The organism is Solibacillus sp. FSL W7-1472 (genome assembly GCF_037969775.1).
In the GTDB taxonomy this organism is placed as follows: Bacteria; Bacillota; Bacilli; order Bacillales_A; family Planococcaceae; genus Solibacillus; species Solibacillus silvestris.
Genome location: NZ_CP150208.1, coordinates 270787 through 290755 on the forward strand (window position 1 = coordinate 270787; position 19969 = coordinate 290755).

The following is a 19969-nucleotide window of genomic DNA, read 5'->3' on the forward strand; positions in this document are numbered from 1 at the left end:
TATGGGGAATACAATTGAAGTACTAATCGTTGAAGATGATATGCGGATTGCTCAAATACATGAAAAGTTTCTTGAGCAAATTGATGGTTTTAAAACGATAGGAATGTCCCATACAATTGAAGAAGCAAAAATTTGGCTGGATACAATAAAGCCGGAATTGATTTTGCTGGATATTTACTTTGCCGATAACTTGGGGACAGAACTAATCGATTATATTAAGCAAAAGGATATGGATACCGATATTATTTTAATTACGGCAGCAGCGGAGGTTGAAATTGTAAAAAAGGCATATGCGAGCGGTGTGATTGATTTTTTATTAAAGCCTTTAACACTACAGCGTTTTAAAGAATGCCTTCTCAAATATAAAGAGAAAAAAACAATACTTAGCTCAACCGACCGCTTACAGGCTGAGGATATAAAAAAACTGTGGAATAACCTTACATATGCGGGTGAACTGGAAAAGGGAAGCAACCCTAAAGGCATTGATTCTGTTACAAAAGAAAAAGTGGTGACCTATATTCAAAATTGCGATGAAGGAATTACTGCTGAAAAACTTGGCAAAGAAATAGGGATCAGCAGAACTACAGCGAGGCGTTATTTGGAGCATCTAATGGATGAAAAAGTAATTTTTGTTGAGCATATTTATGGCTACGTCGGCAGACCAGAGCGCCGGTACTTTATAAAAAAATAACAAACAAGAGTATGTCGAATAGGGACATGCTCTTTTTTATGTCGTGAACAATATGAACAATATAGACACTATGAAAATAAAAGACAATAGTTTCGTTATATATAAAAAAGACACAATATCCTTTTTAATTAAGATAACGCTTACATAACGCGTGAGACAGAAGGGGGACTATTTTTATGACAATGAAAAAGAAGCTGTTAACTTTATTTTCAGCAGCGGCGTTAACACTGACATTGGCAGCGTGTACTGATAGTGAGGGGACATCATCAGGCGATAAAGACTATCCGACAAGTAACTTAACAATCGTAGCACCATCCGGGGCTGGCGGGGGATGGGATTTAACATCTCGTTCGATTGCAAAAGTTATGAATGAAACAAAATTAATCGAAAAACCGATAACAGTAGAAAACAAACCAGGTGGCGGTGGTGCCGTATTCATGGCAACTTACGCGACAAAAGAAGCTAAAAACGACCATATGTTAATGGTAAAATCACCACCGATTTTAATTAATAACTTAAAAGCTGAAGGGAATAGCCCTTACGGATATAAAGATACAACACCTTTAGCACAGCTAACGAAGGATTTTGGTGCAATTGTTGTTCGTGCTGACTCTCCTTACGAATCGTTAACTGATTTATTGGATGCTATTAAGGCAGATCCAACAGCGCTTACAATGGCTGGCGGTTCCGCTCCAGGTTCAATGGATCACTTAGTTACAATTTTACCTGCATATGAGTACGGCATTGATCCAAAAGCCGTAAAATATGTTTCTTATGACGGCGGCGGGGAAGCGATGGCAGCATTATTAGGGAATAATGCCGATGCGATCGGAACAGATATTTCAACTGTAACACCTTATGTGAAGAGCGGTGACGTTCGAGTATTGGCAGTTACATCACCGGAAAAGTTAGCACTTGAAGGTTTAGAAGAAATCCCGACATTGTATGACTTAGGGATTGAGGCAGAGTTCACAATTTGGCGCGGTATTTTCGGACCTAAAGATATGTCTGATACTGCAAAGGATTATTGGATTGAAAAACTAACAGAGTTAAACGATAAAGAGGAATGGAAAACAGAATTAGAGCGTAACGGCTGGGCTCAAGACTTCCGTGTAGGTGATGATTTCGTGAAATTCCTTGAAGAACAAGAAGGAACGATTACTGAAATTTTAACAGCTTTAGGTATGCAAAAATAATGAAACCTTGATGTGGGCAAATTTATTGCCCATATCTTCTTTATAGGAGGTGTACAACGTTGAATTTAAAATTTGACCGTGTTGCTAGTGTTGTGTTTTTAGTGCTAGGAATATTAATTATCGTCGAATCCCAAAAAATATCTACAAGTGCGTACGGCTCTCAAATAGGCCCGAGTACATTTCCGTTTGGATTAGGAATAGCTCTAATTATATTAAGTATTTTGCTATTTTTTGAAACGATTCGTCATCAGGCAATGTATAAAATTGCTGAAGATAAGGAAGGGGAGAGCTTCTCTAATTATAAGCGATTCCTGATTATTTTTGTTTCAGCGGTTGCTTATGCATTTTTGCTTGAAAAACTAGGTTATTTAGTTACGACCTTTGCATTTTTATTAATCTCATTTCAAACACTTGAACGAGGAAAGTGGGTTAGCTCAATTATAGTGGCAGCCGCATTTTCAGCAATTATTTACTTCGGCTTCGTCAACGTATTAGGCGGATCATTGCCTAAATTCCCACTCTAAATAGAAAGGAGGAGCTAATTTGTCAACGATACAGTACTTATTAGATGGGTTTGCTATTGCTTTTCAATGGCATAATATATTATTCGCATTATTAGGTGTAGTTATTGGAACAGCTGTAGGCGTACTACCAGGAATTGGCCCAATGAGTGGGGTTGCATTATTAATTCCTGTTACGGCTACATTAACGTCAGGTTTACCAATAGAAATGGCTGCAACTAGTTCAATCATATTACTGGCGGGAGTATACTACGGTGCAATGTATGGTGGATCTACAACATCTATTTTATTAAATACACCAGGCGAATCTTCTTCAGTTGTTACGACGCTGGACGGATATCAAATGGCACGGCAAGGAAGAGCTGGAGCCGCCTTATCTATTGCGGCAATCGGTTCTTTTGTCGCAGGTATTATTGCGTTAATCGGATTGGTTTTATTAGCCCGACCATTATCTAAAGTAGCAATAAATTTTGGTCCGGCAGAATATTTTTCGCTAATGCTGTTAGGATTGGCAGCGGTAAGTGGTTTAGCGGGTAAATCGATTACGAAGGCATTAATTATGACGGTTCTCGGCCTATTATTAGGAACGATTGGAATAGATGCTGTTTCAGGAATTGCCCGATTTACATATGACCAACCGGTTTTATTTAGTGGAATTGAATTTTTAACAGTTGCAGTAGGTTTATTTGCATTAGGTGAAGTATTTAAAACGATTTTTGAGAAGGATGGCAACGATGAACCTATCGCGAAAATTAATCGCATTTTACCTACAAAACAGGATTTAAAAGATAGTGCGGCACCAATTACACGTGGCTCATTCCTTGGTTTCTTTTTAGGGGTGCTACCAGGTGCAGGAGCGACGCTTGCTTCATTCTTTGCTTATATTACAGAAAAGAAAATCAGCAAAAATCCGGAATCGTTTGGTAAAGGAAACATTGCCGGCGTTGCTTCTCCGGAGTCTGCAAATAATGCGGCGTCGGGTGGAGCGATGATTCCTCTTTTAACATTAGGAATCCCGGGATCAGGAACGACAGCTATTTTAATGGGTGCGTTCATTATGTACAATATTCAGCCAGGCCCATTACTATTTGAGGAACATCCGGATGTAGCATGGGGATTAATCGCGAGTATGTTCCTTGGAAACTTAATGCTGCTTGTATTAAACATGCCGCTAGTTCGAGTTTTCGCTAAAATCATCCAAACACCGAAAAGATTTTTACTGCCTATTATTATTGCCATTTCATTCTTTGGTGTATATGCAGTTCAGTATACGACATTTGATTTATTCCTATTATTAGGATGCGGTATTGCAGGTTATTTCTTTGCGAAAAATGATTTCCCTGTGGCCCCATTAGTTTTAGCGCTTGTGTTAGGACCAATGATTGAGAACAACATGCGTCGCGCATTAACAATTTCCAATGGAGAATACAGTATTTTCGTAGCAAAACCACTTTCATTAGTCTTTTTAATTATTGCAGTTTTATGGATACTGATTCCGATTCTTATGAAATTACGTGGGAAAAATGTAATTATTAATGAAGAAGGATGAGTTAAGCTACTAAGTGTTGTTTAACGAAGAGTTGCCGTCCGAATCCGGGCGGCTATTTTATTTGAAATAAATAAAGGGGAGTGCGTGAAATGAAAAGTGTACGTCAATACAAAGCAGGAACGGCAGATGTTTTAATTTTAGAGGATGTAGAAATACCTGCCATTCAACAGGGAGAAGTATTAATACAGGGGCTATATACGAGTGTAAATTATGCAGATATTAAAACGCGCATGGGAAGTAAAGGTCAGAGTACATTTCCGATTACATTAGGCTTAGATATTGTAGGGCAAGTCATCGAAAGTAAAAGTTCTGTATTTCAAAAAGGAGATTATGTTTTCGCATTCCCTAATGGGGGCTCTTATCAGCAAGTAGTAGCCGCGAAGGAATCATTAACCTTTAAAATTCCCGAAACAATCGATCCATTACAAGCCGCAGCACTTCCAACCGTGACAATATTATCTGAGATATTACTTAAACAAATTGGAGATGTACAAAAGGAAGATACAATTGTCGTACATAGCGCTGCTGGTGGTGTGGGGACAATGCTTGTGAAGTTGGCAAAACATTATGGTGTGTCAAAAATCATTGGAACTGTCGGTGATTTAAGTAAGAAAGATTATGTTCTGAGTATAGGTGCTGATGATGTGTTTACTTACGACAGCTTTGTAGATGGCGTTAAGCAACATACTAATGGTAAAGGGGCACAAGTGATTTTTGATTCGGTCGCTGGTGATGTTACAAAGGCAAGTCTTGAATGCTTAGCTAATTTTGGCACATTAGTGCAGTTTGGAAACAGTAGTGGAAAAGCTGGTGTAATATCAACAAGCGATGTGCACAATAGCTGCCGAAACATAAAAGGTTTCAGCTTAGGTACAACTCGTAAGGAGGCTCCTGCTCGCCTTGCTCCTGTTGTTGAGCGGATTATTCCATTGTTCGAAGGTGGACAATTAAGCGTTCCAATTGCGCGAGTCTATGATTTAGAGGAAGTTCAGGAGGCGCATCGCCTAATCGAAAGTAGAAAGCATCAAGGTAAGATTTTAATTCGCCTTATAAAAGATGGAAATTAAAAGATACAAACATTATGAACAATTTTAGTCATATATGAAAAATACATGTTTTAACCGGTTGTTGTATTGTTGAGATTCCCTATCGAAGGCGCGAAAATGGGATTAGAAGGGGATGAAACAATGGCAACAACGACTACAGTATTGCATGAACGAATAGAATTCCTAACTTTATATAAAAAAGAAACAAAGCAGTCAGAAGAGTGGCTGAAAGAACGGAAGAAAGAGGCGCATCTTCCTGATTTCACCTTAACGACAGATGAGCTTACGCACGGTGCACGGGTTGCATGGCGCAACAGCAATAAATGCATCGGACGCCTGTTTTGGAATAGCTTAAATGTGTTTGATCAGCGCCATTTATTAAATGAGGTCGAAATTTATGAAGCACTTCTACACCATATCGATTTTGCGACAAACAACGGAAAAATCAGACCGGCCATTACACTGTTTGACCCGAAATGTGTACGGGTGTTGAACCACCAGCTCATTCGCTATGCAGGCTATGAGACAGATGATGGGATTGTTGGAGATTCGGACTCGATGGAGTTTACGAAAATATGTGAAAATCTTGGTTGGCAAGGTGCACGTTCAAACTATGATGTTTTACCGCTTGTCATTCAAGTAGATAACCGGGAGCCAATGTTTTTTGAAATTCCTGAAAAGCATGTGCTGGAAGTGGCGATTACTCATCCGGATTATGATTTTTCAAAGTTAAATATGAAATGGTATGCAGTACCGATTATTTCGAGTATGCGTTTTAATATTGCGGGCGTTGATTTTCAGGCAGCGCCGTTTAACGGGTGGTATATGGGGACGGAAATCGGGGCGCGCAATTTGGCGGATACGTACCGCTATAATTTCCTGCCGAAAGTGGCGGAAGCAATGGGATTGGATACTGCAATGAATGCGTCGCTTTGGAAGGACCGGGCACTCGTAGAACTGAATGTTGCGGTGCTGCATTCGTTTAAAAAAGCGGGTGTAAGTATTGTTGATCATCATACCGCTGCCCAGCAGTTTCAGCTGTTTCAAAAGCAGGAACATGCAAGCGGCCGGGAAGTAACAGGGAACTGGGTATGGCTTGTCCCGCCATTATCTCCTGCAACGACCGACCTGTATCATGAACCGATTGCCAACACGATTAAAAAACCAAACTATTTTTATCCCGCATTAACGGGTAGTAAGCCCGATTGGTCAACTAACAATCAGTGGGGATGAAGAAACCCCCCACTGATTGAAGTTTCACTTTATCAGCAATAGTCCAACTAAAAATAGGTGTGCAGGAAGCCATAGCCCCTGCACACCTATTTTTACCTTTTATTTAACATAATTTGAATCAATTCATCTCGATCCATTAAATAAACGTCATTGATGTCGGCAAGTTTTTCGGCCTGGCGTGTAAAATGACTGTTTGTGACAACCCATGCCTCTGTTGCTTCATACATTTTTACCGCCCCGATAATTTCCTGTACCGCTTTTACACCGACAGTACCGGAATAGCGTTTTGCCTGGACTGCAATAATATCTTTTCCGTCCTTTAAAATAAGGTCGGCACCGTAGTCACCGCTCGTAGCGGTATAGCTCACTTTAAATCCGCGGCGCTTAAATAATTCGCCTAAAAATCTTTCAAAATCTTCACCGGTCATTTTATCGACTTCGCGAATGCCGGACTTCCGCAATTTCCTCGTCTTCAGCGATTTCAGCCAAATTTTAAACGCGATATATAGAACGAAATAAGCGACAATTCCCATACAGATGCCTTCAGATGTTTTCGTTACATAAAAACCAGCTGTACCAGCCGATGCGATGAAAAATAGCGGGATTACTGGCAGGCGTTTTTTATTCCGTCTTCTCTTTTTACGCAATAGTTCTGTACTCCTTTTATTTACTACGGTTATTATATCATAAAAGGGTACATACGTTTGGTTATATTGTACGATTGTCTGAGCTCATAAAGGAAGCCAAAAACAATAGAACAGAAATGAGAATGAACAGCACAACCGGGATTGTCCAGCTGTCCGTCAAATCATGTGCAAAGCCGAACAAAACTGGCCCGATTGCGGCAACAAAATAACCGATTGATTGTGCGAAGCCGGAAAGTTCAGCTGCATCATAGGCTGTCTTTGTGCGCAATGAAAACAGCATCAGTACTAAACCAAACGAAGCCCCTCCTGCAAAGCCTAATAAAATCATCCATACGACAGCAAGACTTGTCCATTCCATTAAGACACCAGTAAAACCGACTAAGTAACAAATCGTAAAGAAAATGACGATCGGACGTTGAGAAGCGATTTTCCCTGCAAGAATCGGAATAATAAATGTCATCGGAATTTGTGCAAACTGCATAACGGATACCATCCACCCGGCCGCTGTAGCATCAAGGCCCTGGCTAATGAAGATTTCCGGCAACCATGCAGACGAGCAGTAAAATATGAACGACTGGAATCCCATTGCTCCAGCGACTGCCCAGGCAAGCGGTGACCTCCACATTTGCGTTTTCTTAGTCTGCGATGTCGGCATATTTAATGCAATTTTTTCCTGGCGCAAAATCGGCAGCCAGATTAGTAATGTAAGAATCCCTAAAATAATTGTAATACCTGCTGCGATTTGCCATCCTGCGTTTGCCGCTATAGGATAACTGAAGCCTGCAGCAATTCCGGAAGAAATGTTCATTGAAACGGAATAGATCCCTGTTAATAATCCGATATGTAATGGGAATTTCCATTTGAAATAGCTAGGGATAAGAACATTCCCGAATGCAATTGCGACCCCGATTAATATTGTTCCTATAACGAGTAAAGACGTTGCCCCTAGCGAACGCAGTAAAATCCCTGCACAAAGTAAAATGACGGAATAAAATAATGTCCATTCAATCCCAAACTTACGGGCAATGCGTGGTGCAAATGGTGATACAACCGCAAAGGCAATTAAAGGAATAGTCGTTAAAAAGCCTGCAAGAAAGTTCGATATCCCAAGTCCTTCACGTATAAATGAAATAATCGGGCCGATCAATGTAATCGGTGTACGTAATGTGGTCGCAAATAAAAATACGGCTACCATAAAATAGATGAGCGGTCGGTTGAATAGTATTTTTTTGCTATTTTGATTTACTTGTTGTGTGTCCATTTTAGATTCTCCTTTTGTATGTTGATATATGTTAGAGTAGTGTGAATACTCATAAAAAACAGAATAAAGGTGAAGCCATTGCTATCAAAAAAATGTTATGTTAGACTTTTAATCATTGATTCAATTAAATTAAATAAAACATTACCTCATGTAAATTATGAGGTAGAGGTCGCAATCATTAAGACTAGTATAGCTGAGATTAGGAAGAATCGGTGAAGCTTTATGAAAGGAATGGTTGCCGAAGTGTTATTTTTCTTCTTGAAAATAATGCTGGGGCTGTTTCCGATAAGGAACAGAACTGTCACATGTGTGAGCATGTGTTGAGCTATCTTTCAAGTTTGATGAGGTGTAACTATAACCATCACAAAAACTTGTGGTGGTTTTTCTTTTACACTTCACCAACAAAACAAAAAGGGAGTTTTATATTCATGAGTGAGATTAAAATAGATCAGCTCGGTAATAATAACGGGTTGAAAAAAAGTTTAAAAAGTCGCCATGTAACGATGATTTCGCTTGGCGGAACGATCGGTACAGGTTTATTCTTAGCATCAGGTGGTGCCATTGCACAGGCAGGTCCTGGTGGGGCATTGCTCGCATATGCACTGATCGGCGTGATGGTGTATTTCCTAATGACATCATTAGGGGAAATGGCTGCCTATATGCCAACATCCGGTTCGTTTAGTACGTATGCAACAAAATTTGTTGATCCGGCTTTAGGCTTTGCGCTTGGCTGGAACTATTGGTACAACTGGGCGATTACAATTGCAGCAGAAATTGCGGCCGTTTCGTTAATTATGAAATACTGGTTCCCGGACAGTTCTTCAATGTTATGGACCATTTTATTTATCGTAGTTGTTTTATCATTTAACTTAGCGTCTGTAAAAGCTTTCGGTGAAGCGGAATACTGGTTTGCGATGATTAAAGTTGCAACGGTAATTGTCTTCATCATTGTCAGCTTCTTAATGATTTTCGGAATTTTAGGCGGGAATGATCCGGTCGGCTTTACGAATTTCTTCAAAGATGATGCACCGTTTAATGGCGGTTTCCTTGCACTATTCGGTATTTTCCTTGCAGCCGGTTTCTCATTCCAAGGTACGGAAATGCTTGGGGTAACGGCAGGGGAAACAGATGATCCAGCCAAAAACATTCCAAAAGCAGTTCGTTCAGTATTCTGGCGTATTTTGCTGTTTTACATTTTCGCAATCGGTGCAATCGGATTACTGATCCCGTATACGGATTCACGTCTTTTATCTGAAGATATTGCGACAAGTCCATTTACATTAGTATTTGAAAACCTAGGTGTGGCGTTTGCGGCATCTGTTATGAATGCCATCATTTTAACGGCGATGTTATCTGCAGGGAACTCAGGATTATATGCAGCTAGTCGTATGCTTTATCAGTTAGCGGTAGATGGAAAAGCGCCGAAACTTTTCATGAAAGTAACATCGCGCGGTATTCCAATGTATGCACTTTTAGCTACATTAGCAGTTGGTTCGTTAGCATTCCTGGCATCGTTTTTCGGTGACGGTGTTGTCTACATTTGGCTGTTGAATGCTTCCGGTATGTCCGGTTTCATCGCTTGGCTCGGTATTGCCATCAGTCATTACCGCTTCCGCCGTGCATATGTCGCACAAGGACATTCATTGAGCGATTTACCGTATGTATCCAAATTCTTCCCATTTGGACCGCTATTCGCGTTTGCCTTATGTATGATTGTCGTGCTAGGTCAAAACTATATGGCATTTACGGGCGGAACAATTGACTGGTACGGTGTCGTCGTTTCATATATCGGCTTACCATTGTTTGCCGCTTTATGGTTTGGCTACAAATTTAAACATAAAACGAAAATCGTTCCTTTACAGGACTGCGATTTATCAAATAAATAATTAATTTCTGAAACGCAATGGTGAGCTTATAGGCTTTCATTGCGTTTTTTGTTGTATTGAGGATTATTTGTCTTCAAGTGAGGAATATATAGGGGAAAGTGAGGATTAAGTGAGAGTGATTGAGTATTATGCTAGACTGATTGAGGATAACCAGTATATAACTGAGGATTAAATTTCCCGAGTACGATTGCTGCAACAGTGGTATTATAAAAGAAATAAAACAATGAGTAACGCTGAAGAATAAGGAAGTGAAAACATGCCTATTTCAAAAGGTTTCTATAAAAAAGTCTATCCTTGGTTAACAGGGGAAGATGATAAAAAGGTGATGTATCGACCGTTTCTCACAAAAGGGAACCCGTACAAATCCCGTATTTTCCTAGTAAGCTCGCATGCGGTGCCGCTATTTAAAGTGGAAGACCGGAGTGAGCAGACTTTTGCAGAGTCATTAGTGAACAGAGATCTTTTCCAGGATCTATATTTAAGTGAAATTAAAGGGGCACCCCGTGAATTTAAAGGCTCATTGCAGTTTGAAAATTGGCTGGAAAATAATCATCACGAATCGCTCATTTATACGTCGCTGAATACATATCAGCTGGAATCAGCCGATGAAGCGAAAGTAGCTAAAAAAGAGGATACAGCTAATTTTGAGCGGGGGAATCACATTTTTAAAGAAGTAATGGATGAGTTTCAGCCGGAAATTATTATTTTGCAAGGGACTGCCGCATACGAGCAATTTAAAGCGCGGTATGCTGACCGTTTAGTCATTTATAATGAAGATGTAACAAAAGTGCAATTACTAGAACAGACCGGACCGTTTGCGGAAATGGTATATGAAGATGGCAAAAAGGTTTCGATTTTCGTTACGCGCAGCATGAGCTACTTCGGTACGGATGGTTCGAAGTTCGAACAATTCAAGGAAAATTTATCAAAAATTTTACAGAAAAATGCTTAAAACCGAACATTATCCCTAATAAAATTTACTTTTTAACTAAATTTCCGAAAAATAAGAATAATTTTATTATTTAAATGTTATTGCAAACTAGCATTTCCATGATTATAATTGGAACATTCATATTGTTAAATTAAATATTCGCCACTCATATAATAGCAAGGATAAGGCTTGCAAGTTTCTACCGGTTTACCGTAAATAAACCGACTATGAGTGAAGCATGCTTAATGAATGTATTTGTCCGATTATTATATATTTGCACAAAACATTTGTTATTACTTTTGAACTTACTCGGAAGTCTTGCTCCACTCATCGTAGGGAGCTTGCCTTTCGAGTTTTTTGTTTTTTGATTACATTTAAATGGGAAGGAGCTTTTATCATGAAGCTTTTAAAGGAAAAAATAGAAAAAGAGGGCCAAGTGCTTTCAGATACAGTGTTAAAGGTAGATTCATTTTTAAATCATCAGATTGACCCGTTATTAATGAAAGAAATCGGAGACGAATTTGCGAAGCGTTACTCGGACCAAATCATTACGAAAGTATTGACGATCGAATCATCTGGTATTGCCCCTTCAACTTTTTTAGGGTTAACACTAGGTGCACCTGTTGTCTTTGCGCGCAAACGCAAATCACTGACATTAACGGACAACCTGTACACATCAAAAGTACATTCATTCACGAAAAACGAAACGAACGAAATTTCGGTATCGAATAAGTTTATTACGGCAGATGATAATGTCGTAATCATAGATGACTTTTTAGCAAATGGCGAAGCATTGAAAGGCCTAATCGACATTGCGAACCAGGCAGGAGCAACAATTGTCGGTGCAGGTATCGTAATTGAAAAAGGCTTCCAAGAAGGTGGCAAAATTTTACGCGAGCAAGGACTGCGCATCGAATCATTGGCGAATATTAAATCATTGGCTAACGGCAAAGTAGAATTTTACGATTAATTAAGCAGCACATATTTCTAAAAGGTAATAAAGTTCAAACGATGTAAATTGACTCAGCAAGAGTACACATATATTGGAGGAAAACTTTTTATGAATAACACGAAAGCAACAATGCTTGGAATTCAGCATCTGTTGGCAATGTATGCAGGAGCCATTTTAGTACCGTTAATTATCGGTGGGGCATTAGGATTCAGTTCAGCGCAAATGACATATTTAGTCGCAATCGATATTTTCATGTGTGGGGTAGCAACACTGTTCCAAGTATGGAAAGGTAAAGTGATCGGAATTGGATTACCGGTTGTATTAGGCTGTACATTTACAGCGGTAAGCCCGATTATTGCAATCGGTTCTGGCGGCGGCTTAGGTGATGTTTACGGCGCGATTATCGCATCGGGTATTATCATCGTATTAATCGGTGGTCTTTTCGGGAAATTAATTAAATTCTTCCCGCCTGTTGTAACAGGTTCGGTCGTAACGATTATCGGAATCAGCTTAATTCCAGTAGCCATTAACAATATGGCTGGAGGACAAGGGGCAGCAGACTTTGCATCAGGTTCAAATGTGGCATTAGCGTTTATTACACTATTAATTATTTTAGTAATTTACCGCTTCACAGTTGGCTTCGTTCGTGCAATTGCTATTTTACTAGGTATGGTGTCAGGTACAGTGATCGGCATTTTCATGGGCAAGGTTGATTTTACCCCAGTTGCTGAAGCTTCTTGGCTGCACATTATGCAACCATTCTACTTAGCAACACCAACATTCAATGCTTCTGCTATTTTAACGATGACATTGGTGGCAATGGTATCACTAGTTGAATCAACAGGTGTTTACTATGCATTAAGTGATATTACAAAAAAAGATTTAACTTCAAAAGACTTATCTAAAGGGTACCGTGCAGAAGGACTAGCATCGATTATCGGTGGTATTTTCAACGCCTTCCCTTATACAACATTCTCACAAAACGTAGGACTGATCCAAATGTCAGGCGTACGCGACCGCAAAGTCATTTTCATCACAGGCGGTATGCTAGTAGCACTTGGATTCCTGCCAAAATTAGCAGCATTAACAACGATCATCCCAACACCAGTACTAGGTGCAGCGATGTTGGCAATGTTCGGTATGGTTATTACACAAGGTGTGAAAATGCTTGCACCGGAAATCCAAAAATCAATGGAAAACGCAATGGTCGCAGCACTAGGCGTCGGTCTAGGAATCGGTGTTGCCACAGTACCAGGCATTTTCGAAAACCTGCCTTCATGGATGTCGATTTTAACATCGAACGGGATTGTTGCCGGATCAGTAACAGCGATTTTCTTGAATGTGTTGTTTAATATGGTCGGGACGAAGCGTGTTGATCCGATGCATGTTTAGTCATAATAAAACGCCTAGTCACACTGAGTGATTAGGCGTCTTTTTTTATAGTTCAATATCTTTCAAGAACTTCTGGGGGATTGATTGAAGTAATAGCTTCATCTTTCTCGTCCCGTTTAAACTCTGTATACTGGCTAATTAGTTCCTCATCATAGGTAATCTTCAAACGTGAATTTTTCGCTGGTAAGCCGGTAGCAGAATTAATAGTTTTTTGCGCTACCCCTGTCTCATACCTGCTGTTATTGGACTGCCCCCGAACTGCGGTTAATATCAACCTTTTAGCAGATAAGCCCCCATACAGATTAATATTCGACCCAACCCCATACATAATCATATCCTGTTTAGAGTAAAAGAAGCCCTTAATCGTACTAGGGGTATCCTGATCGACGGAAATATTACTAATGGAAATATCCCCTGTAGCAAAGATGAAAATCGTACTGTTTGCATCAATCCCGTTCAATGTACTGTCAGATATGGTGACATCTCCGTTGACATATAAAATAGCATTACTTTTTAAGTTTGTTTTATAAATTTTTAAGTCTCCGTTAACATAGTAAGTCCCCGAAAGTTTGATGTCTCTGTTAGTGGAGTTTTGAGTAGCATCTGTATTAATATTAAAGTTTGCTTTGCTTAATATTTGATTGTAGTTCCATTCCCAGCAAATTAAGAACTGAACTTTACAAGAACCTCGAACGCTTTCCTCTCCATGAATAAAAATAACATCCTGTGGGTTGTACTTTGAAGTCTCATGATTGGTAGTATTGACTGTTAATCCATTATTGTAATTTTTTTTGTACTGTTTTGTGGTATACAAAGGAGTGATTTTTTCTGAAATTTCTACCTTATCCGGTTCAAGGTTTCTTGAGACAATGGATAATCCCTTTGTTGAAAACAGCTTATTTTGAATTTCCGTTGCCGTGTTTGGCTGATTCGGAATATATTTTGTATAGCGGTTTGAATTTAAATATTCCACCTTGTTTTCAACGCGATTTTCGATATGTCTAAAGTAATCAATAGAAGTCCCGCTGTTAACTACATAAATATTTTTCCCGGATTCTTTCATAATAATTTTAGGGCTTACACTTTTCGAATCAGCCACCATTCTTAAAAATGTGCTATCTTCCCAATTGGCAGTTTCCGTACCACTGCCGCTTCGTGAAATCCAATGTGCCCTTTCCGAAAGAATTAAATGACCATCCGTTTTTATGTCACCTCGTATTTCAACGCCTCCGTGTAAATAGAGGTTGCCCTCATCGTTTGTAGAAACCGCATATCGTAGCTGATCGGGTACTGAATCTGTCCCCATAATGACCTTTGTTCGAGTGACATGCTCTTTCCCATTGACATAGCCGATACTTTTGAATGTCACAACTCGTTTATAGGCATTTTTTCCGTCAGGGAGGTTATTTGTTAAAACAGGTTCGATCTTTTCAATGCAGATTTTTGTATAGCTGTTATTACTTCCCGGAATTTTATAACCGATTGTATCGGGAAATGGCTGTCCAGTGAGAGGGCATTGTAAAACAGGATTTGATAAAATGCGCACAAGCTCAGTTTTAAATTTATCTTTTCCAACTTTAACGGTAGGCTGGCTGATTAAATCCGTCAGTTGTTTTTGGATATCATTGATGGCAAAATCAATGCCTTTATCAGCCAAATCTTTGGACTGTACAATGTTTTCACGCGTTTCATTTTTTTTGATGCCATTTGTTGTCAATGTTAATAATGAAAATCCGAGAACAGTAAAAAGCATGAGAACTGCGACTGCCATTAATAAGGCAGAACCCGTATGATTTTTCAGATACTTGTTCATCTTAATACTCCTCTCTTTACGTTATTTCGATCGAACAATTGGCTGTACTTCATTTTTGAATGTCATTTCTTTTGTCGTCGTATTGTTGTCGCGCGTTACGGTGCTGGCCAGATTCAATACAATTTCATAGACCGATGTATCTTGCGGATTTCCGTTAATCTTTGAAGTAGGTAGTATTCTTAATCCCTTATTGACAATTTCATATTCTTCATCCAGAATGTGAATTTTTGTTATGCCGTTTGCTGTTTTAAATCCAATCGGTTTCAGTGTAGGGCGACAATAGCTGTCATTGCTCATAGGTTGTCCGTCACTGCCAAGGAACCTGCCGCTTTCATCTCTTCTGCACTTCGACAGATCATTTGTTACTTCGAGATAACTATTTCCGGTAGCAGTCGTTGTATTGCGGATAATATGATCTTGCCGCGTCGAATAGAGAGTCTTGATAAACTTACTGACGATAAGGTCCGCTTCATCCCGCAAAACGGTTTCCTGGCTGATAACTTTCGTATTTTCAATCGCTTTGGTCGCAATCGAAAAGATTAAAATCGAGACGATCGCTGTTAATACCATCGTTGCCAAAAGTTCTATTAATGTCAGACCTTTTTGGTTCGCTATATTTTTATTCAAGTGCAACAAATCCTTCCGAAGATCCTTTTGTTTTTCCGTCCGGTGCCGTTACTGTAACAACGACTCTAACCAGTTTTAAATCCTTTTCAGAATTGGAGGCATTAGTAATCTTCTGACTGTTCAGAGAAGCGCTGTAACTTACGTCATAATCCTTGCTGTTCATTTTAATGAGGGTAGGGGGCTTTTTTTTCGTGCGGTCGGACTGTGTCGCATCGATAAAATATCTGTTCGGATCTGTGATGGTACTGTTATAAGCAAATGACTCCGATTTCAGCCGAACGAGCATCGCATCGGCTAAATTGACGGTTATCAGTTTTTCGTTGTTTTTATAGGCAATTCGGTTTGACTGGATAAATAATTGAGAAAAACTGATCAGCACAATTCCGACTATAAGAATGGCTGCAACCACTTCCACCAAAGTAATGCCGCGTTGTTGTTTCAGGAATTTCACTTTAGTCGACCTCCTTTATCGCTGTATCGTTGGAATGAAATTAAAATAATGCAACAAAAAATATTTATAATTAATAGATGGTATAAATTAATAGGATTAAACGTTAAAAATGAAAAAGAATATATAGTTATATAGTATCAAATTCAGATGGGATCGATAATAACATAAAACAAAAAAATAATACAATTTAAATAACTTTACTAATATTGAGAATTCTATTGTATTTGGGATTTAGTAGAAAATCGTTGAATATCTAATAGTATATACCCTTATTTAGAGAAAAGAATAGTTAGGAGAAGCGATTTTTTGCGAGGAATTATATTGTTTGATATGAGGGGAGAGGGTCATTTAAGGTTATTAATAGAAGAGTGTGATAAAGCGCGAAATAGTTATAGGAAAGTCAGTGCGGTCGAGGGTTATGTTGCGTATTAATAAGTAAGCTTGGTATCATTTTGGAACATTATATTGTTAGGGCTGAAAAAAATAGGACTCAGTAATTTGAAATAAAAATTCAGCACGGAAATAGTCTTAAGACACTAGTGATAGACAATGTTTTATTAGGGCTCTGACAGACATTTTTATTAAATAAAAGAAGCTGAAAACAAGATTTCTCTTGCTTTCAGCTTCTCAGTTACGAATTTTCGTAATGGATTAATTGAATTGTATTGAATAACCGGAATTGATTTTGTACCAGTGGTATGAAACCCGTCAGAGCATGGGGGCGTTTAGTTAATTTCTCTCTACAAATTTAGGTGGATCAACTTTATATATCAACTCTTCTTTCTTGTTTAGTTCAATATAAGTGCTTACAACATCTTCGTTATATTGAATTTGTAAGCGTGAATGATAATCATAGCATTTTTTTTGGTTACTCTTATTAGGAAAATTACAGCGAGTATCATTTATTAACTGGTTTGAACTAATGGTGCTATTATTATCTTGTATCGTGTTTTTAAAGAAGTACCATCCATTATATCCATTATAATTAGTAGTGCCACCGGAAGAAGTCTCTTTTACATTCCCTCTAGTTGCATGTAATGTTATTCTATTACCATAGACTCCACCATGAATTTTCATATTAGAACCTGACCCATAAATTTCAAGCTCCTTGTCAGAATAAAAGTATCCATATATCTCACTAGGTTCATTGTGGAGACTCCACGAAGAGTTATTAGATAATTTCACTTCTCCCCTTGAAAAAATAACCAATGTCCCGTTAGCGGGTTCATTTTTTTCATTTCTGTAAGGGAGACTGTTAATAGTTGAATACTGTATATCTACAGGTTCACAAATAGAGTAGGTATTCAATAAAGTGCAATAATAATTACTTGGATTATTTACATAAATCAAGGCATTGGTTTTTAAATTAGAATCATGTACCCTTAATCGTCCATTTACAAAAATACTCCCGGAAAGCTCGACATTTCCGTCTATTATCAAATCTCCTTCTACGTATAATGTATTTTTTATTTTGACTTTTGTTATAGTAGAGCCAGAACCTGATATTTTCAAATTAGCGGAAGTTGCTAACTGATCAAACTCGTAATTCCCTTTTAGTTCGAAGGTATTGCTTGTATTTAAGGGAGAATAATTATCACTGCAACCATACGAACAATTACGAGGACTTGAACGATAAATCAAAAATCGTTTGTTTTGATATGTCCCGCTCGGAATTAAATATTGGTCCCTATTTGTATTAAGATCACTGGCTGAATTTCTCGTATAGTTGTAAGTGTTTTTTTTAGCAGACACATCAACACTATTAATATTAGAATCCGTAGTTACAACTGTTGGTACTTTATCAAATACAGCAGTATCAAAAAGTTTTGAAATATCATTTTCCATTGTTAAATAAGAGTTGCTTAAATTATGAATACCAGAATAACGATTACTGGCATTTCCCGCATCCTTAACTTGATAAAACTTACTATCTCTGCTAACTACAATCCTCGGATTACTCCTTGAACTTGTAGATTTAATACTTGGTTTTAAACTTTCAACCCAATAATGTTCTCCTTTAATGATATGCGCTTTATTGTAAGTGGTTAGACTTCCTTTATATCTTAGATCCCCGGTAATTTGTACTGCCCCATTTAAGTGAATGTTTCCATTGGAGGTTAATGTGTATTTTAGCTGTTCTGGTATGTGATCTGCGCCTATTTCCACAAAATTAGTCAATTGTTTTTTCTTGCCGTCTACTGCACCGAAACTGACTATTTCTAATTTTTTCTTTAAATCGTTTTGTCCATTTTCGTCATTTACTGGATGTACATTTTTAATACAAGCCAGTGATGTATCGTGTTGGCTCCTGCTTGTTGAAACCTTTAAGCCGTTAATAAGATTCCCATATGAGTCGAAAGTGCATTTATACCTTGTATTATTATGATTGAATTTTTCTAGTTCAATTATAAAGTCGTCCCTGGATTTTCCTTCTTTTGTATACTCGGCTAAATGTGTATTGATTTCATTGACTATAAAGTCCATTCCTTTTTCTGCAAGATTCAATGCCTGTGTATCGTATTCGCGAGAACTGTTTTTAGCAGTGCCACTTGTTGTGAGAGTCATTAATGATATTCCTAGAACGGTGAATAAAATTATTAGGCCAAAGGTTAATAATAATGCATAGCCATTGGAGTTTTGAATAGTTTTCCTGATCATATTAGCTCTCCTCATCTTCTCTTTCTAAATCGTTTATAGAGCGAACTTCGGACCTAAATGTTTTTTTGACATTTTTGCTTTTATTATTGAGCGTCAATGTAATATGGTAAGACCGATCGCGATTTGCACCTTCAAATATATCGATGTTTGATTCTTCCCATATTACTTCTAGCTGACTATTATTTAGAGTGAGAATACTACCTTTTATCCAAACTTTACTATCCTTGAATCCTGTTTCTAATGCCGAACCATTTACCGGAGTATTCTGTTTAAGATAATAGTTATTATTAGAAATATTTTCGATGAAAGTAATTTCTGAATCCTTTGAAGTGTAGATTCCTTTAATTAAGTTGGCCATGATTATATCTGCTTCATCTCGAAGAACGGTATCAGAATTTATTTTTGCATATGTCTTTATAGAATTTAGAAGAATGGAGGTTGCAAATATTGCAATAACACTGAAAATAACAATAGCAGCTAAAAGTTCTACTAATGTTAAACCCTTTTGATTATTCATATCGAATATACCCCTCTGCAGTACTTTTGGAATTCTTATATTTTACTGTTACTACTATATTAATAAGGTTTCTGTTTTTTTCATCGGGCGTTTGCGTTGCTTTAATACTCAAACGGTAATTATCACCGTCTGAGTAAAGTTTTTTCACAATGTCAGATGTTGTTTCAAATATATATATAGTTGTTGAATCTGGAGGAGGAAGGTGCTCTGCAAATGGCATTAGTTTAAGACGTTCCAACTCCGCTTCTGCCATATTAATCGCAACAAGTTTTTCATTATTATAAGCAGCTGTTTTATTCGATTGAATAAATAGCTGGGAAAAACTAAGAAGAACAATAGTTATAATAACTAAAGCCGCCACAACCTCTATCAATGAAAAACCACGTTGCTGTTTTAGAATCTTCATCTAAATTCCTCTTTCTATGTAGAACTTCAGCATAATTACCCGCCATTTTTCCAACCAAATAATCAATTATAAGTAAAGATTATAAGAGATATCGGAGGAACTATACTTTTAGTTTAGGTATTATTGATTATATAAAATACAAAATAAAAAAATTTGTAAACTATATAGTCATAAAGTAATCTATCATGTATT

General features: G+C 38.0%; 18 protein-coding genes and 2 riboswitches. Of the genes, 10 read left to right on the plus strand and 8 right to left on the minus strand.

From position 1 onward, the window contains the following. Position 1 precedes the first annotated feature (1 nt). From MKY07_RS01360 to MKY07_RS01385, 6 genes are all read left to right on the plus strand, one after another. Positions 2–691, plus strand: coding sequence for a response regulator (locus MKY07_RS01360; protein ID WP_014824949.1), 690 nt, complete (start codon positions 2–4; stop codon positions 689–691). Positions 692–867: 176 nt separating this feature from the next. Beyond that, positions 868–1887: a tripartite tricarboxylate transporter substrate-binding protein gene (locus MKY07_RS01365; RefSeq protein ID WP_087617090.1), complete on the plus strand. Its 1020-nt coding sequence runs from the start codon at positions 868–870 to the stop codon at positions 1885–1887. Between the two features lie 59 nt (positions 1888–1946). Further along, on the plus strand, positions 1947–2411 hold the full coding sequence (locus tag MKY07_RS01370; RefSeq protein ID WP_008407994.1) for a tripartite tricarboxylate transporter TctB family protein: 465 nt from the start codon (positions 1947–1949) through the stop codon (positions 2409–2411). Positions 2412–2430: 19 nt separating this feature from the next. Next, positions 2431–3957, plus strand: coding sequence for a tripartite tricarboxylate transporter permease (locus MKY07_RS01375; RefSeq protein WP_339263560.1), 1527 nt, complete (start codon positions 2431–2433; stop codon positions 3955–3957). 89 nt (positions 3958–4046) lie between these two features. Further along, positions 4047–5024 carry a zinc-binding dehydrogenase gene (locus tag MKY07_RS01380; protein WP_339263561.1) on the plus strand — a complete coding sequence of 326 codons (978 nt, stop codon included), beginning with the start codon at positions 4047–4049 and terminating at the stop codon, positions 5022–5024. Between the two features lie 120 nt (positions 5025–5144). After that, positions 5145–6236: a nitric oxide synthase oxygenase gene (locus tag MKY07_RS01385; protein WP_339263562.1), complete on the plus strand. Its 1092-nt coding sequence runs from the start codon at positions 5145–5147 to the stop codon at positions 6234–6236. A 92-nt stretch (positions 6237–6328) separates the two neighbouring features. Here the strand turns inward: MKY07_RS01385 and MKY07_RS01390 are convergent, their stop codons facing one another. Both MKY07_RS01390 and MKY07_RS01395 read right to left on the minus strand, forming a co-directional pair. After that, positions 6329–6883 carry a restriction endonuclease gene (locus tag MKY07_RS01390; RefSeq protein WP_339263563.1) on the minus strand — a complete coding sequence of 185 codons (555 nt, stop codon included), beginning with the start codon at positions 6881–6883 and terminating at the stop codon, positions 6329–6331. Between the two features lie 61 nt (positions 6884–6944). Then, complete coding sequence (locus MKY07_RS01395; protein WP_339263564.1) at positions 6945–8144, minus strand: MFS transporter; 1200 nt, start codon at positions 8142–8144, stop codon at positions 6945–6947. 155 nt (positions 8145–8299) lie between these two features. Further along, positions 8300–8480, plus strand: a riboswitch (Lysine riboswitch). Between the two features lie 92 nt (positions 8481–8572). Between MKY07_RS01395 and MKY07_RS01400 the strand changes: the two genes are divergently transcribed. The 4 genes from MKY07_RS01400 (at position 8573) to MKY07_RS01415 (ending at position 13305) form a co-directional block, all read left to right on the plus strand. Further along, positions 8573–10030 (plus strand): amino acid permease, encoded by a 1458-nt coding sequence (locus MKY07_RS01400; protein ID WP_339263565.1) that lies wholly within the window; start codon positions 8573–8575, stop codon positions 10028–10030. A gap of 256 nt (positions 10031–10286) precedes the next feature. Further along, positions 10287–10982, plus strand: coding sequence for an RNA 2'-phosphotransferase (locus tag MKY07_RS01405; protein ID WP_065217523.1), 696 nt, complete (start codon positions 10287–10289; stop codon positions 10980–10982). Positions 10983–11107: 125 nt separating this feature from the next. Continuing rightward, a riboswitch (purine riboswitch) is annotated at positions 11108–11209 on the plus strand. A gap of 149 nt (positions 11210–11358) precedes the next feature. Next, complete coding sequence (locus MKY07_RS01410) at positions 11359–11931, plus strand: xanthine phosphoribosyltransferase (protein ID WP_008408004.1); 573 nt, start codon at positions 11359–11361, stop codon at positions 11929–11931. Positions 11932–12021: 90 nt separating this feature from the next. Further along, positions 12022–13305 carry a nucleobase:cation symporter-2 family protein gene (locus MKY07_RS01415; RefSeq protein WP_339263566.1) on the plus strand — a complete coding sequence of 428 codons (1284 nt, stop codon included), beginning with the start codon at positions 12022–12024 and terminating at the stop codon, positions 13303–13305. 52 nt (positions 13306–13357) lie between these two features. On the opposite strand, the gene MKY07_RS01420 is transcribed toward MKY07_RS01415, so the two are convergent. The 6 genes from MKY07_RS01420 to MKY07_RS01445 all read right to left on the minus strand — a co-directional run bounded on the left by MKY07_RS01420 (position 13358) and on the right by MKY07_RS01445 (position 19777). Continuing rightward, positions 13358–15118 (minus strand): hypothetical protein, encoded by a 1761-nt coding sequence (locus MKY07_RS01420; RefSeq protein WP_339263567.1) that lies wholly within the window; start codon positions 15116–15118, stop codon positions 13358–13360. A 21-nt stretch (positions 15119–15139) separates the two neighbouring features. Continuing rightward, positions 15140–15745 (minus strand): prepilin-type N-terminal cleavage/methylation domain-containing protein, encoded by a 606-nt coding sequence (locus tag MKY07_RS01425; protein ID WP_339263568.1) that lies wholly within the window; start codon positions 15743–15745, stop codon positions 15140–15142. Continuing rightward, complete coding sequence (locus MKY07_RS01430; protein WP_339263569.1) at positions 15738–16196, minus strand: prepilin-type N-terminal cleavage/methylation domain-containing protein; 459 nt, start codon at positions 16194–16196, stop codon at positions 15738–15740. The genes MKY07_RS01425 and MKY07_RS01430 overlap by 8 nt, the downstream gene beginning before the upstream one ends. A 729-nt stretch (positions 16197–16925) precedes the next feature. After that, the gene (locus MKY07_RS01435) at positions 16926–18854 is read right to left on the minus strand and encodes a hypothetical protein (RefSeq protein WP_339263570.1); all 1929 of its coding nucleotides are present in this window, start codon (positions 18852–18854) and stop codon (positions 16926–16928) included. A gap of 1 nt (position 18855) precedes the next feature. Beyond that, on the minus strand, positions 18856–19371 hold the full coding sequence (locus MKY07_RS01440) for a prepilin-type N-terminal cleavage/methylation domain-containing protein (RefSeq protein ID WP_339263571.1): 516 nt from the start codon (positions 19369–19371) through the stop codon (positions 18856–18858). After that, positions 19364–19777: a prepilin-type N-terminal cleavage/methylation domain-containing protein gene (locus tag MKY07_RS01445; protein ID WP_339263572.1), complete on the minus strand. Its 414-nt coding sequence runs from the start codon at positions 19775–19777 to the stop codon at positions 19364–19366. The genes MKY07_RS01440 and MKY07_RS01445 overlap by 8 nt, the downstream gene beginning before the upstream one ends. Between the last annotated feature and the right edge of the window lie 192 nt (positions 19778–19969).